Origin of the sequence: Xanthomarina sp. F1114 (genome assembly GCF_026410255.1) — a bacterium.
In the GTDB taxonomy this organism is placed as follows: Bacteria; Bacteroidota; Bacteroidia; order Flavobacteriales; family Flavobacteriaceae; genus Xanthomarina.
On record NZ_JAPMLL010000009.1, the window covers coordinates 40053 to 55953 of the forward strand.

The 15901-nt window shown below is 31.3% G+C and carries 13 protein-coding genes and 3 tRNA genes; 7 read left to right on the forward strand and 9 right to left on the reverse strand.

What is annotated here, in order from left to right:
- The first annotated feature begins 107 nt into the window (after positions 1–107).
- The 5 genes from OS188_RS08660 to OS188_RS08680 all read left to right on the forward strand — a co-directional run bounded on the left by OS188_RS08660 (position 108) and on the right by OS188_RS08680 (position 2833).
- Positions 108–2156 (forward strand): HD family phosphohydrolase, encoded by a 2049-nt coding sequence (locus OS188_RS08660; protein WP_267148438.1) that lies wholly within the window; start codon positions 108–110, stop codon positions 2154–2156.
- Positions 2157–2255: 99 nt separating this feature from the next.
- Positions 2256–2344, forward strand: a tRNA-Ser gene (locus OS188_RS08665).
- Positions 2345–2370: 26 nt separating this feature from the next.
- Positions 2371–2445 (forward strand) — tRNA-Pro (locus OS188_RS08670).
- Between the two features lie 18 nt (positions 2446–2463).
- A tRNA-Arg gene (locus tag OS188_RS08675) sits at positions 2464–2537 on the forward strand.
- Positions 2538–2578: 41 nt separating this feature from the next.
- Positions 2579–2833 (forward strand): GIY-YIG nuclease family protein, encoded by a 255-nt coding sequence (locus tag OS188_RS08680; RefSeq protein WP_267148439.1) that lies wholly within the window; start codon positions 2579–2581, stop codon positions 2831–2833.
- Positions 2834–2962: 129 nt separating this feature from the next.
- On the opposite strand, the gene OS188_RS08685 is transcribed toward OS188_RS08680, so the two are convergent.
- The 9 genes from OS188_RS08685 to tsaD all read right to left on the reverse strand — a co-directional run bounded on the left by OS188_RS08685 (position 2963) and on the right by tsaD (position 10290).
- Positions 2963–3400: a 6-fold beta flower protein gene (locus OS188_RS08685; RefSeq protein WP_267148440.1), complete on the reverse strand. Its 438-nt coding sequence runs from the start codon at positions 3398–3400 to the stop codon at positions 2963–2965.
- Positions 3401–3603: 203 nt separating this feature from the next.
- The gene (locus tag OS188_RS08690; protein WP_267148441.1) at positions 3604–4263 is read right to left on the reverse strand and encodes an HAD family hydrolase; all 660 of its coding nucleotides are present in this window, start codon (positions 4261–4263) and stop codon (positions 3604–3606) included.
- A 37-nt stretch (positions 4264–4300) separates the two neighbouring features.
- The gene (locus tag OS188_RS08695; RefSeq protein WP_267148442.1) at positions 4301–5485 is read right to left on the reverse strand and encodes a THUMP-like domain-containing protein; all 1185 of its coding nucleotides are present in this window, start codon (positions 5483–5485) and stop codon (positions 4301–4303) included.
- 7 nt (positions 5486–5492) lie between these two features.
- Complete coding sequence (locus OS188_RS08700) at positions 5493–6584, reverse strand: AI-2E family transporter (protein ID WP_267148443.1); 1092 nt, start codon at positions 6582–6584, stop codon at positions 5493–5495.
- A 22-nt stretch (positions 6585–6606) separates the two neighbouring features.
- Positions 6607–7131, reverse strand: a complete 525-nt coding sequence (locus OS188_RS08705) for a TrmH family RNA methyltransferase (protein WP_267148444.1) — start codon at positions 7129–7131, stop codon at positions 6607–6609.
- A 6-nt stretch (positions 7132–7137) separates the two neighbouring features.
- The gene (locus tag OS188_RS08710) at positions 7138–7794 is read right to left on the reverse strand and encodes a DUF4159 domain-containing protein (protein ID WP_267148445.1); all 657 of its coding nucleotides are present in this window, start codon (positions 7792–7794) and stop codon (positions 7138–7140) included.
- Positions 7795–7821: 27 nt separating this feature from the next.
- Complete coding sequence (locus tag OS188_RS08715; RefSeq protein WP_267148446.1) at positions 7822–8529, reverse strand: 16S rRNA (uracil(1498)-N(3))-methyltransferase; 708 nt, start codon at positions 8527–8529, stop codon at positions 7822–7824.
- Complete coding sequence (locus OS188_RS08720) at positions 8529–9158, reverse strand: peptidylprolyl isomerase (protein WP_267148447.1); 630 nt, start codon at positions 9156–9158, stop codon at positions 8529–8531. The genes OS188_RS08715 and OS188_RS08720 overlap by 1 nt, the downstream gene beginning before the upstream one ends.
- 109 nt (positions 9159–9267) lie before the next feature.
- A complete protein-coding gene (gene tsaD, locus OS188_RS08725) occupies positions 9268–10290 on the reverse strand; it encodes a tRNA (adenosine(37)-N6)-threonylcarbamoyltransferase complex transferase subunit TsaD (RefSeq protein ID WP_267148448.1) in 1023 nt (340 codons plus the stop codon).
- A gap of 162 nt (positions 10291–10452) precedes the next feature.
- On the opposite strand from tsaD, the gene OS188_RS08730 reads away from it, so the two are divergent.
- On the forward strand, positions 10453–14790 hold the full coding sequence (locus tag OS188_RS08730) for a translocation/assembly module TamB domain-containing protein (protein ID WP_267148449.1): 4338 nt from the start codon (positions 10453–10455) through the stop codon (positions 14788–14790).
- 122 nt (positions 14791–14912) lie between these two features.
- Positions 14913–15899: a 6-phosphofructokinase gene (pfkA, locus tag OS188_RS08735; protein ID WP_267148450.1), complete on the forward strand. Its 987-nt coding sequence runs from the start codon at positions 14913–14915 to the stop codon at positions 15897–15899.
- The last annotated feature ends 2 nt before the right edge of the window (positions 15900–15901 follow it).

Below are 15901 nucleotides of genomic sequence, written 5' to 3' on the forward strand. Positions count from 1 at the left end.
TTCACGCAAAATTAGTCATTTTTTCAGAGAATTTAGAATGTTTAGAATAATATAAGTAATCAATTTCGCTGTTATTTTTATTACATTTGAATACTTGAACCTTATCAATGAAAGACTTTACTAATTATCTATATAGAAATCATTCTCTTGCTTATAAACTGATTCTCTTTATAAGTGCCACGTTTTTAATTGTTTATTTATTCCCTAAGAGCGGTAAGTTTAAATATAATTTTGAAAGAGGAAAGCCATGGCAATCAGAAAATCTGTATGCGCCTTTCGATTTTGCCATTAAAAAAACTGATGAAGAAATTAATGCAGAAAAGAAAAACATTAGGGATAATTCTATTCTGTATTTTAATGTAGATACCAAAACAAAAGAAAGAGTTATTTCTGGGTTTAAATCTGAGTTTAAAATAGAACTACCTGATTCGTTGGTGACTTCAAATAAAAACGAATTATATAAGCTTGGACTTAACCTTATTAATACATTTTATGCCAATGGAGTTTTGGACGAAGATTACAGTTTTTCTGAAAATAAAAAGGTTGTTCTTCTAGAAGGCCGAATAGAGAAGCAAACCGTAAAATATTCTGATTTAATTAAGCAAAATAACATTAGAGATATAATAACTAAGGTGCTTGTTAAAGATGGTTTAACCGAATTTCAAATTCCTTTTATATCCTTGTTTTTTGATATTATAGAACCCAATCTTACTTATGATAAAACATTTACAGAAAAAGCGGTTCAAAGCGATATAGAAAAAATTTCTTACACCAGAGGTAGCGTAGAAAAGGAAACTTTAATTATATCAAAAGGAGAAGTAGTAGAAGGCGATAAATTTCAAAAATTAAAATCTTTAGAATCTGAATATGAGTCTCAGATTTGGACTAAATCTAATTATTATTGGATTGTTTTTGCTTATACATTATTAGTGTCTTTGGCTTTGCTTATGCTTTTGTTATTTTTAAGAAAATATAGGAACGACATTTTTGAAAATAATACCAAGGTGACATTTATATTTTTTAATGTCCTTTTAATGGTTTTTCTAACCACTTTAGTAATTAATTATAATTCACAATATATTTATGTAGTTCCTTTGTGTATTTTACCTTTAGTTTTAAAGGCGTTTTTTGATGCACGCTTAGGTTTATTTACTCATGTAATTACTGTTCTTTTGTTAGGTTCAATTGTGCCTAATAGTTACGAATATATGTTTCTTCAAATAATTGCAGGAATAGTAACTATACTAACGGTATCTGAACTATATAAACGAGCCAACTTGTTTATTTCAGTGGGTCAAATTACACTTATTTATATAATTGCATATTTTGCTTTTTTTGTTATTCATGAAGGAAGTGTAGATAACCTACAATGGGAAACCTTTGGAATGTTTATACTTTGTGGTTTAGCCACTTTATTTGTTCAGCCTTTAATTTATGCGTACGAAAAACTTTTCGGATTAGTTTCAGATGTGTCACTTTTAGAACTTTCCGACACCAATACAAAGCTACTAAAAGAATTATCTAATAAAGCTCCTGGAACTTTTCACCACTCTTTAAATGTCGCTAATTTGGCTGAGGCTTCTGCTAACGAAATTGGAGCAAATGCCATGTTAGTTAGAGTAGGGGCATTATATCACGATATCGGAAAAATGATGAATCCTACATATTTTACCGAAAATCAATCTACAGGAATTAATCCGCACGATGAGTTGTCTTCCAGAGAAAGTGCAAAAATTATTATCGATCATGTAATTAATGGGATTGAAATAGCTAAAAAGAACAATTTACCAGATCGAGTTATCGATTTTATAAGAACCCATCACGGAACTAGTGTGGTTTATTATTTTTATAAAAAGGAAAAAGATATAGATGAATTAACAGATAAGCGGTTATTTACTTATCCTGGTCCAAAGCCTTTTAGTAAAGAAACAGCTATTTTAATGATGTGTGATAGTGTAGAAGCAGCTTCAAAAAGTTTAAAGGAGCCAACTTCTACAAAAATTGATGCTTTTGTAGAAAAAATCATAAATAAACAGATGGTTGACGAGCAATTTTTAAATGCGAACATAACTTTTAAAGAAATTCAAACAATAAAAAAAGTGCTAAAACGCAAGCTTGCAAACATTTATCATTTGCGAATTGAATATCCCGAATAATTATTAAAAATTTTAGAGAAAAGATTTGCGTTCTTTAAGAAGAAGATATACATTTGCATCCGCATTCAAAAACAAATGCTGAGTTCATACAAATTTACTGGAGAGGTGCCTGAGTGGCCGAAAGGAGCGGTTTGCTAAATCGTCGTAGGTGGAAACACTTACCCAGGGTTCGAATCCCTGTCTCTCCGCTTTATTTTTAACAGATAACTGTTATCGGGGTGTAGCGTAGCCCGGTTATCGCGCCGCGTTTGGGACGCGGAGGTCGCAGGTTCGAATCCTGCCACCCCGACAAATTTTTAAGAGTTACGGGCTCGTAGCTCAGCTGGATAGAGCACCTCCCTTCTAAGGAGGCGGTCACAGGTTCGAATCCTGTCGGGCTCACACAAGACTTCACTAGTAATAGTGGGGTTTTTTTGTTTTATATGGAATTCTATACTTATATACTTTATTCAAAAAACATAGATAGTTATTATGTTGGTCATACTGGCGATTCGTTAGAAGAGCGCTTACGTAAACATAATACAAACCACAAAGGCTATACTGGTAAAACAAACGATTGGGCTATTGTTTATAAAGAACTTTATGTTAGCAAAACTGAAGCCTACGCAAGAGAAAGGTATATTAAAAAACAAAAGTCCAGAGTTTATATTGAGCAATTAATAAGTTCTGCTAAATAGAGCATCCCGATTCATCGGGACGGTCACAGGTTCGAATCCTGTCGGGCTCACACAAGACTTCACTAGTAATAGTGGGGTTTTTTTGTTTTTATGAGAAATAAAATTACTATTTCTAAGAATTCGCTTTTATTAACTCACAATAAAAATTAAAACCTCAATGGGAATATCCCCCGTAATTGTATACAAAACGGTGTTATAGCTTCCTTTTCCTTGACGCAGATATTTGCCATCAAAAGTGTATAGAACTTTTTTATAATCGCCCTTACCTTCTCTAATAAATTCTCCATCCCAAGTAAAAAGTACGTCTTTATAGTCTCCTTTCCCTTTTCTTAAATATTTTCCATCCCAAGTCGCTAAAACGAGATTGTAATCTCCTTTTCCTTTTCGGAAATATTTGCCGTCATAAGTGACTAATACATTGTTATACATGCCTTTACCTTGTCGTAAATATTTTCCATCCCATGTAAATACAACTTCCTTATAATCACCTTTGCCTGCTCTAATATATGTTTGAGCATCTATTAAAAAAGATGAAAATAGAAGTGTAAGAGTTAAGATAAACCTCATGTTTTGTTTAATTGACAAGTTTTAGATGAGATATTCTCATTTTAATATTCATTTTCAATAGTTATCTTCTTCTTAATAAAAACAAAATGTAGTCTAAAACATCAGAAATAGCTATTACTTGTTTAAACCATATTAAATGTAATTATCATGCTATTATTTTTATAGGCAAGAGGAAAAAGAATATAATTTCAAGACTTTCTGATTTATAAAAATAATTTTTTAATACGATTGTAGCTTATTTCTTTAAAGTCGTTAATAACATAATCAGCCTTACTATAGTCTTGGTTTTTAGAATTTACACTTTTATAGCCTACGCAGAAGATATCTGCAGCATGGGCTGCTTGAATGCCATTTGTAGAGTCTTCTATTATTAAACAGTTGTCTTTGTGATGGCCGCTAACTTGGGCTGCATTTAAAAATATTTCTGGATGTGGTTTAGAAGCCTTTAAATCGGCACCACTCAATTTATCTTTAAAAAATTGATCCAATTCAAATCTATTGAAAACCCCTTCAATAGTTCCCATAGACGCAGACGATGCCAAAACAAGGGTTAAACCATTATAATGATAATCTTTAATAAGTTCTAAAACACCATCAATTAGTTGCAGATCAGGATCGTTTTTAAACAGGTCTTTAAAAATGTTTCTTTTAACTTGAACAAGATCAGCTGGGTTATGTGTCAATTTAAAATAATTGCAAAGACTACGACAAACATTTATAGTAGATTGCCCAGTGAAACTTTGGTAATGTGAGTCGCTAACCTCCAGTTTGAGAGAGTCAAACATTCCGTAATAAGCTTTGTGGTGCAACGGTTCTGTATCCACAATAACACCATCCATATCGAATAAAACTGCTTTTAACACGTTGATTTTTTTTTCAAAGATACTGAAGCTTTAATTTTTAGGAGAATTTAGAGCATATAATTAGTAGTTTTTGACCCTCTAAATTAGTTGTGGCAAAAATATAAATATCTCCTCCATTTTTAACTCCTAATTTTTTTCTGATGTTTTCTACGGAATCCGGAAAGTTTCTAGTAGTAATATTAGCTTTGGTAATTCCCGATTTTCTGAATTGTTTTTTGTTATAAGATAAAATCTTATCAATTTTAAAGGCTCTTCCCGGAAACGCAATAATTTCGTTGGATGTATATAGATGAGAGTGCTGTCGTAGTTTTTTTGCCTTCAGTTGCTCTGATACACTATTAAATCCTCCTGATTTAAGAATAGCAGAATTAGGTTCGTATAGGTAGGTTAGAGGTAGGCTATACTGGACTTTAGCAGAGTTTTCTTTATAAAAGTTGAAACGAAAAAACTCTTTGTGGTTGTCTTTTATATTAACAGTTTCAATATTAATTTTTTGGGTGTTTATATCTTTTTCTAAAATCCAAAGTAATTCTTTTACTTCGTTATTTACAGCTACAATATGAATGCTTTTTACATGTTTCAGCTCAATAATTCCAACAGATAAATCTAATAGTGGAGAAGTTTTTATAAGAATATTTTCAGAATAACTAAATAATAAATCAAGATGCTCTGGTACGTTTGGTAGGCAATCTTTTAAGAAAAACACCTTTCCTTTGCTATCATGTCTTCTTGACGGATCTATATAAATCCAATCGAATTTAGAATTGACTTTTTTTAAATAGGAAATTCCATCAGCAGCTACTGTTTGAATATTTAGTGTTTTTAATTGCTGATAATTATGTTTGACAATTTCTGAGAGTTGTGTATTTATTTCACAATGCGTAACCTTCCTAAACTGCTTGGCAAAATAAAAACAGTCCACACCAAATCCTCCTGTTAAATCGATGATGCTGTTCCCTGAAATAATTTTGGATTTATATTCTGCTGTAACTTCTGAAGAAGTTTGTTCAATATTTAATTTATTTGGATAGTATATGTTTTTGGTTTGAAACCAGCTAGAAAGTTTTTTTTTACTGCGTTTTTTAGCTTCAATTTGCTCTAAAAGTAATTTGATGTCTATTTCTAACTCTGAATGACTTCTCAATAACAAAAAGGCAATATCAGTATCTATATGTTTATTTATAAAATCCTGATTTACAGTATTTAGAATGCCTTTATTCAAAGTAAAACTACAATCCTTTAGTTAGTTTTTGAACGACTTTATTTTCAGATAAAAACTCCTTTAAAATAACCTTTAATGCGGTATAAGTTGGAATGGCGATAATCATTCCTACAATACCAAATAATAGACCAGCTATAATAATAACTAAAAATATTTCTAATGGATGAGATTTTACGCTTCTTGAAAAAATTAACGGTTGACTAATAAAGTTATCTATTAATTGACCAATAGCAATCACTATAAGTACATATAGAGTTTCAGGTAAAATAACTTCACTAAAACTATGTCCTAGATTACTTGTCATGGTTAATAAAATCATAATACATCCACCAATTAGAGGTCCTAAATATGGGATTAGATTGATTAGCGCACATAAAAAGGCAATAACTACAGCGTTTTCTACACCTACAACTAGCAGTCCAATAGTGTATATTAAAAATAAAACAGAAATTTGAAATACTAAACCTACAAAATATCTTGAGAGTAGGTTTTTAATTTTATCAATAGAAGATTTTAAACGTGTTTTTTTGTTATCTGGAATTACAATCATTAAGCTGTTTTCAAATAACTTGCTATCTTTTAAAAAGAAAAAAGAAATGAATAATACCGAAAATAATCCCATACTAAAGGTTCCTAAGCTACTAACAACCGAATTTAAAACCTCTGGAATTACCGCAAAATCAATTTTAGATAATAAAGTTGAATTACCTAATGGGTCATCCTCTGTAGGAAGATGCTCTAGTCTAAAATGAGAAAGAAACTCTGTATAAATATTTTGGATATTCCCACGTAATTGATCAATATTAAGTAAGGATAAGTTGTGTCCTTGCTCCACTATCAATGGGATAAATAAGCCTATTAAACCAAAAATAACACCTAACAACATAATCATTGTTACAATGACAGCAAGTAAGTTGTTAAGTTTTAAACGATTTCTTAAAAAGCCTACAATTGGTCTACCGGTAAGAGAAATAACGGCAGAAATAGCAATATAAACTATTACTGATTGTATTTTAAATAGAAACAATAATAAGATGCAAATCCCTACTATAGTGGCAAGAGCTCTTAAAATCCCGTTTGAAATATCTTTTGAATTCATCTGACAAATATACATTTTGCTTTTAACTGTCCAAGCAATTATTTTCTAAAGCCTGTTTCGTTATCTCATAAAGTGCAATACTGGTTGCCTGAACTACATTCATGCTACTGTTTTGTCCAAACATATCAATATGAATAATAGTATCTGAAAGGTTCAATACAGCTTCAGAAACACCAAAATTCTCATCGCCAATTACGAGAGCTATTTTTTGTTGTTTTGGTTTTATAAACGTTTTTAAAGATTGGCTGGCATTTGTAATTTCTAAGGAAATAATCTGATGATTATTAGCCTTTAACTGTTCAATTACGGTTAGAATAGACTCTTGCTCTTCGTATAAAACCACTTTCTCTGTGGCTCTAGAGGTTTTGGTCATTTTTCTACCACTAGGAATTGGAGAACCACAAAATATTATTTTTTCAATACCAAAAGCATCTGCTGTTCTAAATAAACTGCCGATATTTGGTGCACTTGTAATATTATCGCAGACTAAAATAATTGGAAAAGTCTGTTTGGTGAAATTAGTATTATAATGATTTAGTTGTTTCACAAGTATTTAATTTTCAAAAACATACTTAATAATATTGGCTCCCATTTTCAATGCTTTTTCTCTCACTTCCGGAGGATCGTTATGGACAATTTCGTCTTCCCAACCGTTGCCTAAGTCACTTTCGTACGTAAAAAGAAGAACCAATCTGTTTTCAATAAAAATTCCTAAAGCCTGAGGTCTTTTGCCATCATGCTCATGGATTTTTGGTAAACCTTTTGGAAAGGAATATGCGGTATTAAAAATTGGGTGACTTGCTGGGAGCTCAATTAATTCATTTTCTGGAAACACTTTAACTAATTCTTTAAGAAGATATGGTTCTAAACCATAATTATCGTCTATATGCAAAAAGCCACCAGAAACTAAATAGTTTCTTAAATTCTCGGCATCCTCTTCACTAAAAAACACATTTCCATGTCCTGTCATATGAATAAAAGGATATTGAAAAATTTCTGTGCTACCAGCCTCTACAGTCTCTGGTTTTGCCGTTATTTTGGTGTTAATATTAGAATTGCAATAAGAAATTAAATTAGGCAAAGAGGTAGGGTTTGCATACCAATCTCCGCCACCTTTATATTTTAAAACAGCTATTTCTTGCGAAAACCCTAGTACAGAGAAAAGTACAAAGAAGAAAAAAAACAAGCTTGTTTTATTTAAGTTTTTCATGAAATAACTAAAGTAGATATAATTCATTTAAGATTCATTTATAAAAGCAACAGAATGACAAGCAACTATTGCAGCTGTTTCTGTTCTAAGTCTTGTTTCTCCCAAAGTTACAGGAATAAATTGAGAGCTAAGCGCTTGCTCGATTTCTTTATAACTAAAATCGCCTTCGGGTCCAATTAAAATAGTGATATCCTGATTTGGTATAATTTGACTTTTTAGAGACTTTTTATCAGTTTCTTCACAATGAGCTATAAATTTTTGTTTAAATTGTGGAAGACTTACAAACTCTTTAAAAGTTATAGCTTCTTGAAGTTTAGGTATATAACAAGAAAGAGATTGTTTCATAGCTGCTTGTAATATTTTTTCAAAACGTTCTGGCTTAATAATCTTTCGTTCGCTGTTATCACAAATAATAGGAGTAATAATATCAATGCCAATCTCTGTAGCTTTCTCTAGAAACCATTCGTATCTATCGTTCATTTTAGTTGGCGCCACAGCTAAGTGTACTTGATAGCTTCTCTTTTCTTGTTTTTCTTTATCCCTAATAATTGCTACACAATTTTTTATGTCAGCCATCGATATTTTAGCTGTAAATAGCCAACCACGTCCGTTGGTAATATGGAGAATATCTCCTTCAGACTTTCGCAAGACCTTTATAATATGTCTGCTTTCATCTTTTGGAAAAATAATTTTAGTGGTCTCTTCTGTAATATCTGGATTATAAAATAACTGCATTAACTTCTTGGTTCTACTACTTTTAAAGCTTTAATTTCCTTTATTTCTTTAGGTTTATAAGTGTTTAATATAATGTAATATAAACCTTTCTTGTCGTTTTCTAAAGTGTATAACTCTTTTTCAATATACTGACTTTCTGTAACATCTATATTTAGAATTGAAGGCAGGTCTTCTTTTATAAACCAGCCAGAATCACCACCTCTAGTAGCATTATCAGCATCTGAGAATTTTTTTGCTAAAAAATCAAAAGGTGTACCTTTATCATAATCAGAAATTATTTGATTAATTGTTGCCTGAACGCTAGAAGCTTCCTTGTTTCTTCTATCTAATAAAATATAGCTTAATCGGTAATGGGTTACTTGATTTTTTTCAACAACTTTATAGGTGGTTTTTTCAAAACCATTTTGACTTGTTGTTGTACCACCAACTGGCAACTTAAGAAGTTTTTTAGCTAAAACAGATTTGTGTTTTTCTTCGTTAAAAACAATTAATTTATTGCTTTTGTTTTTGTTTGTTTTTAGAAATTCTTCGGCAGAAGAAGTATCTGTAATTAAATCTAATTCAATAGCTGCTTCTTGAGCATGTGAAACAGTTGTAAGTAAACTAAGTAAAAGTAATAATTTTTTCATTTGGGGTTGTTTTGAAAGTTTAGTTAGACAAAAAAACAAAAATATCAGCTCGAAACAGCACAATTTTGTAAGATTATTTATAGCGTTTGAAAGACCTGTTTAGCTAGGATTAAATTTTTAATCTAGCTGATGCAGTGACATTTTGTTCAGAAAAATTGTTTTCAAGATATTTTAGGTAACCTACAATGGCTATCATGGCGGCATTATCTGTGGTAAATTCAAATTTTGGAACATAGGTAGTCCATCCAAATTTAGATTCTCCATTTTTTAGGGCTTGTCTAATACCAGAATTTGCCGAAACTCCACCACCAATAGCAATATGTTTTATTCCAGTCTGCTTTGAAGCTAGTTTTAGCTTATCTATTAAAATACCTATAATTGTGTATTGGATAGACGCACAAATATCGTTGATGTTTTCTTCAATAAAATTTGGATTTACTTTTGTTTCCCTTTGAATAAAGTAAAGAATTCCTGTTTTTAATCCTGAAAAACTAAAATTTAAACCAGCAACTTTTGGTTTGGTAAATTGAAAAGCTTTCGGATTTCCTGAATGAGCAAGTTTATCTATTTCTGGCCCGGCAGGATAACCTAAACCTAAGATTTTTCCACTTTTATCATATGCTTCTCCAACAGCATCATCTATAGTTTCACCAATAACTTCCATCTCAAAATAATTAGAAACCTTGACAATCTGCGTATGTCCACCAGAAATAGTCATTGCAAGAAATGGAAAAGGTGGTTTATTAAAACCTTCTTCATCTATAAAATGTGCTAAAATATGAGCTTGCATATGGTTAACATCTATTAAAGGGATGTCCAATCCCATGGCTAGAGATTTTGCAAAAGACGTACCAACTAGCAAGGAACCCATTAATCCAGGACCTCGAGTAAAGGCAATAGCATGAAGATGCTCTTTAGTAATATTTGCCTTTTTTAGGGCTTGATCTACCACTGGAACAATGTTTTGTTGATGGGCTCTAGAAGCTAATTCTGGAACAACACCACCATATTCTTCGTGTATTTTTTGGTTGGCGACAACATTGCTTAAAATTTTCCCGTTGTATATCACGGAGGCAGCAGTATCGTCGCAGGATGACTCAATTCCTAGAATATAAATATTTTGTGAAGACATTAGTGAGTTTTAGGCACAATAATTGTTAATTTTGACTTCAAAGTTATAACTTTAAAACGTATCAAAAAATTTTTAAAAATACTATCTAAACTAGTAGCAATTATTTTGCTGCTTTTCATCATTTTAGTGTTGTTGCTCTCTATTCCAACTGTTCAAACGTATATGGGGAAAAAGGTAACTACTAGACTAAATGACGATTTTGGTACAGATATAAATATAGGGAGAATAGGTCTTCAATTTAATGGAGATGTCCAATTAAAAGAAGTCCTAATAAGAGATTATAAAAAGGATACTTTGTTTGCTGCAAACGAATTAAATACATCTATTCTTAGCTTTAAAAATATTGTTAATAACAAGTTAGTTTTTGGAGATATAAGTTTAGAAGGATTGATTTTTAATTTAAAAACTTATAAAGGGGAAGAGGATACAAATCTTGATATTTTTGTGGCTAGATTTGACGAAGACAACCCCTCACCAGATAAAAGTAACTTTCTACTGTCGTCAAGCGATGTATCTATTTATGATGGTGTTTTTAGATTGATTAATCAAAATAACGAAACTCCTACAATTTTAGAATTCACAAATATACAGGCTAATACCACAAATTTGTTAATTAATGGAAGCGATGTAAGTACCCGTATAAATACATTAGCTTTTAATGATAGTCGTGGGTTAGAGGTTAAAAACTTGGTAAGTAATTTTACATACACTCCTAGTAATATTTTACTTGAAAATTTAAGTATTAAATCGGCAAACTCTTCGTTGGAAGGTGAGGTTAAATTCTATTTTGATAGAGAGGAACTTAAAAACTTTACAGATAAGGTTAAAATAGACGCTACTTTTACAAAAAGTGATATAGCATTAAATGAATTAAACACTTTTTATAATGAATTTGGTGTTAATCAAAGAGCCAAACTTAGTGCTAAATTTAGCGGTACTCTTAATGACTTAATGGTTGATAATCTAGAAGTATTTACCAGTACAAGAAGTAAAATTATTGGTAATATTCATTTTAAAAACCTGTTTAAAACTGAAACCGAGAGCTTCTATATGAAAGGAGATTTCGATCAGTTAAACTCGAATTATAGAGATTTAAAGGCTTTGTTGCCTAATATTTTAGGGGCATCTATTCCTTCATCTTTCGATAAGCTTGGTAACTTTAATATTATTGGTAAAACCGAAATTACCAAATCTACCATTTTTGCTAATTTATTGATTAATACAGAAATTGGACTTATTGATACCAATTTAGATATGCATAGAATTAACGATATTGATAATGCATCATACTCTGGGAATGTGGTGTTAAAAGATTTTGATATTGGAGAGTTTATTAACGACAAAACTCTAGGGAAAACCTCCTTAAATCTAGATGTAGATGGCTCTGGGTTTACTAAAGAAAACGTGAACACGCAATTAAACGGAGATATATTCTCACTTATTTATAATAATTACACATACGAAAACATTGATGTTTCTGGAATCTTGAGAAATAAGATTTTTAATGGAAGACTAATTTCTTACGACAAGAATTTTCAACTTGAATTTAATGGTTTAGCTAATTTTTCAGAAGATATTAATACTTTCGATTTTGTAGCAGACGTTTCTTATGCCAATTTGAATGCCTTAAATTTTGTAAAAAAAGATAATGTTTCTATTTTTTCTGGTGTGGTAGATATGAAAATGGAAGGAACTACTATTGATGACGCCATTGGAAGAATTCAGTTTAATAAAACATCCTATAAAAATCAAAATGACGAATATTTCTTCAACGATTTTGAAATAACCTCTTCTTTCCAGGATAATGAAAGAAATATTAGTGTGAATTCTCCAGATATTATAGAAGGAGAACTTAGTGGTGAATTCGTGTTTGCAGATATAGGAAAGTTATTTGAAAATGCCATTGGAAGTATTTATACTAATTTTAAACCTCATAAAGTAAAAGAAAATCAATATATAGATTTCAATTTTAAAATTTATAATAAGATTGTTGAAGTATTTGTGCCAGATTTAAAACTTGGAAAAAACACCTATGTGCGTGGGCGGGTAGAAAGCGATGAAAAGGAGTTTAAACTTACTTTTAAATCGCCAAAGATTAAACTCTTCGATTATTTTGCTAATAAAATAGAACTTCAATTAGATAATAAAAACCCGGTATTTAATACATATGTTGAGATTGATAGTCTAAATACCAAATTTTACGATGTTTCCAAATTCAATTTAATTAATGTTACACTTAATGATACCTTATATGTGCGTACGGAGTTTAAAGGAGGAAAAAGCAATAAGGATATTTATAACTTAAATTTCTATCATACAATAAACCCTAACAATAAATCGGTTGTTGGTTTAAAAGAATCGGACGTAACTTTTAAAGGGAACACCTGGACTATTAACGAAAATAGAGATCATCTACATAAAATTGTTTTCGATAATAAGTTTTCGAATATTAATATTGAGGAAATAATAATGAATCATAAACATGAAGAAATAAGGCTTTCAGGCGTTTTAAGAGATTCTACTTATAAAAACATTAACCTCAATTTTAACGATGTGGATTTATCTAAAATCACTCCAGAAGTGGATGGTCTGGAAATGTATGGAAATGTTAACGGCAGGCTAGAGATACTTCAGAAAAGAGGTGCCTATTTACCAAGTTCACAGATTTCTATAGATAACTTTACGGTTAACGAATTGGCTTTAGGCTCTTTTGATGCAGCCATTACAGGCAACGAGAACTTAACAAATTATGCAGTAGATATTAGAATTAAAGATAAAAGAGCACAGTCTTTGGCTGTTGTTGGAAATATTGGTTTAGTAAATGATGTTTCCACAATAAATGTTGATTTTCTGTTTAATAAATTCAAATTAGATTTTCTAAATCCATTTTTAGAAGACATTTTAAGTGATATAAGAGGAGATGTTACCGGAGTAGCTAATGTATCTGGAAAACTTGAAAAACCCGATATAAGTGGTAATTTAAGACTTAATAACTCCGGACTAAAAATCCCTTATCTTAATGTTGATTACAATTTTGCAAATAACTCTCAGGTAAGTTTAAACAATCAGAGTTTTGTTTTTAATTCTTTACAATTAGAAGACACTAAATACAACACCAATGGAGTGTTAAATGGCTCTTTAAGTCATACTAATTTTTCTAATTGGGAATTAAATTTAGATGTATCTACAGATAATTTAATTGTACTTGACACCCATGCAGACGACGACGAAGAAGCCTTATACTATGGAACAGCATTTATTGGTGGTTCGGCTAAAATTATAGGACCGGCAGAGCAACTAACTATTAGTGTTATTGCCGAAACAAAACCCAATACTACTTTTGTAATTCCATTAAGCGATATGGAGTCTTTTGGTGATAACTCTTATATTCATTTTTTAACCAGAGAGGAAAAAGAAGCTAAACTTAAGGGAGAAGATTTAATTACTCAAGAAGTCTCTGGATTAGAGTTAGATTTTGATTTAGATATAACCCAAGATGCAGAAATAGAAATTGTTATAGATAAAGATTCCGGAAGTACTATTAAAGGGAAAGGAGAAGGAGGTTTGCTAATTGAAATTAACACCAATGGAAAGTTTAGAATGTTTGGGGATTTTATTGTTTTCGAAGGGGTTTATAATTTTAAATATGGCGGAATTATAGAAAAGAAATTTATAGTTCAAGAAGGAAGTTTAGGTTGGGATGGAGACCCAATGAGTGCTAGAATTGATATAAAAGCACTATATGCCACTCAAGCTAATCCATCGCCATTACTGGATAACCCTATAAATAGAAGTATTCCGGTTTATGTCGAAACCTCCCTTACCGGACAATTAGAAAAACCAGATATTGATTTCGGATTTACCTTCCCTAATTTAAACTCAACCGTAAAATCTGAAATACAATACAGACTTAGCTCGAAACAAGATAGAGACAACCAGGCTATTTACCTGTTGGCTACTGGAGCTTTTTCTAATAGGTTAAACGAAGTTAATTTTACAGGAACTATCGCCGAACGTTTAAACGGGATTATCAATGGGTTATTTACTAGTAGCAACAATAAATTAAATATTGGGTTAAATTATGAAGCTGGAGAGAATACTCCTGAATATCATACAGACGATAGGCTTGGAGTTACTCTGCAAACAAATATTTCTGAACGCGTTATAATTAATGGAAAAGTTGGGGTTCCTGTTGGAGGTGTTAGCGAAACTGTTGTAGCTGGAGATGTGCAAATAGATTTCCTTTTAAATGAAGAAGGTACTCTAACGGCAAAGGTTTTTAATAGAGAAAATAGTATCCGTAATTTTGGTGAAGAAATAGGCTATACTCAAGGTATTGGTATTGCATATAATGTAGATTTCGATACATTTAAAGAGTTGTTGAATAAGATTTTTAAGGGTAAAGTAAAAACTCCAAAACAAACTTCTAGCAAGAGCACTGAAGATCAAGAAAACCCTCTTCCTGACTATCTTGGTTTTAAGAAAGAGGCTCTAGATTAAGTGATAAAAATCATAGTATTATAAAATAACTGTTTTCCTACAGGATTAGTCTTAAATTTATTGTAAATCCAAGTCTTTATTGGTGATTGTTTATTAAATTTACTATAATTATTAGCAAATAAATGAGTGATAAAATAACTAAAATAGGCGTTTTAACTTCTGGAGGAGATGCGCCAGGTATGAATGCGGCCATTCGTTCTGTTGTTAGAACCTGTGCTTATCATAATATTGAATGTGTTGGTATCTACAGGGGTTTTGAAGGCATGATGGAAGGCGATTTTAAAGACTTTACGGCCAGAAACGTCAATCATATTATTAATACAGGGGGAACTATCTTAAAATCGGCTCGTTCTAACGAGTTTAAAACTAAAGAAGGAAGAGCTAAAGCACATAACTATTTAGTCAAAAAAGGGATTCAAGCACTTGTTTTAATTGGAGGAGATGGAACTTTTACGGGAGGTATGGTTTTTAATAAAGAGTTTAATTTTCCAATTATAGGTATTCCAGGAACCATTGATAACGATATTTATGGAACCAATTTTACTATTGGTTACGATACAGCCATTAATACGGTTGTGGAAGCTATAGATAAAATTAGAGATACTGCTAGTTCGCATAAGCGTTTGTTTTTTGTTGAAGTTATGGGCAGAGATGTTGGCCATATAGCTTTAAATGCTGGTGTTGGAGCAGGAGCTGAAGAGATTCTAATTCCTGAAGAAGATTTAGGCCTGGACAGACTAGTTGAATCTTTAAAACGTAGTAAAGCTTCTGGGAAGTCTTCCAGTATAGTAGTGGTTGCAGAAGGCGATAAAATTGGTAAAAATGTTTTCGAACTTAAAGATTATATAGATGAAAATATGCCGGAATACGATGTTCGTGTCTCAGTGTTAGGTCATATGCAACGTGGAGGATCGCCTAGTTGTTTCGATCGCGTATTGGCAAGTAGAATGGGAGTAAAGGCTGTAGAATCTTTATTAGAAGGGAAATCTAATTATATGGTTGGAATTTTAGATAATAAAATGGAATTGACTTCTTTGAATAAAGCTGTAAAAGGAAAGTCAAAAATAAATTTAGAATTACTTCGTGTGTCTGATGTCATGACAACATAAAT

Excerpts from the sequence above, each read along its gene's own strand:
- OS188_RS08660 (WP_267148438.1), top strand. The coding sequence starts at position 108 with ATGAAAGACTTTACTAATTATCTATATAGAAATCATTCTCTTGCTTAT.
- OS188_RS08680 (WP_267148439.1), top strand. The coding sequence starts at position 2,579 with ATGGAATTCTATACTTATATACTTTATTCAAAAAACATAGATAGTTAT.
- OS188_RS08685 (WP_267148440.1), bottom strand. The coding sequence starts at position 3,400 with ATGAGGTTTATCTTAACTCTTACACTTCTATTTTCATCTTTTTTAATA.
- OS188_RS08700 (WP_267148443.1), bottom strand. The coding sequence starts at position 6,584 with ATGAATTCAAAAGATATTTCAAACGGGATTTTAAGAGCTCTTGCCACT.
- OS188_RS08710 (WP_267148445.1), bottom strand. The coding sequence starts at position 7,794 with ATGAAAAACTTAAATAAAACAAGCTTGTTTTTTTTCTTCTTTGTACTT.
- OS188_RS08715 (WP_267148446.1), bottom strand. The coding sequence starts at position 8,529 with ATGCAGTTATTTTATAATCCAGATATTACAGAAGAGACCACTAAAATT.
- OS188_RS08720 (WP_267148447.1), bottom strand. The coding sequence starts at position 9,158 with ATGAAAAAATTATTACTTTTACTTAGTTTACTTACAACTGTTTCACAT.
- tsaD (WP_267148448.1), bottom strand. The coding sequence starts at position 10,290 with ATGTCTTCACAAAATATTTATATTCTAGGAATTGAGTCATCCTGCGAC.
- OS188_RS08730 (WP_267148449.1), top strand. The coding sequence starts at position 10,453 with ATGGGGAAAAAGGTAACTACTAGACTAAATGACGATTTTGGTACAGAT.
- pfkA (WP_267148450.1), top strand. The coding sequence starts at position 14,913 with ATGAGTGATAAAATAACTAAAATAGGCGTTTTAACTTCTGGAGGAGAT.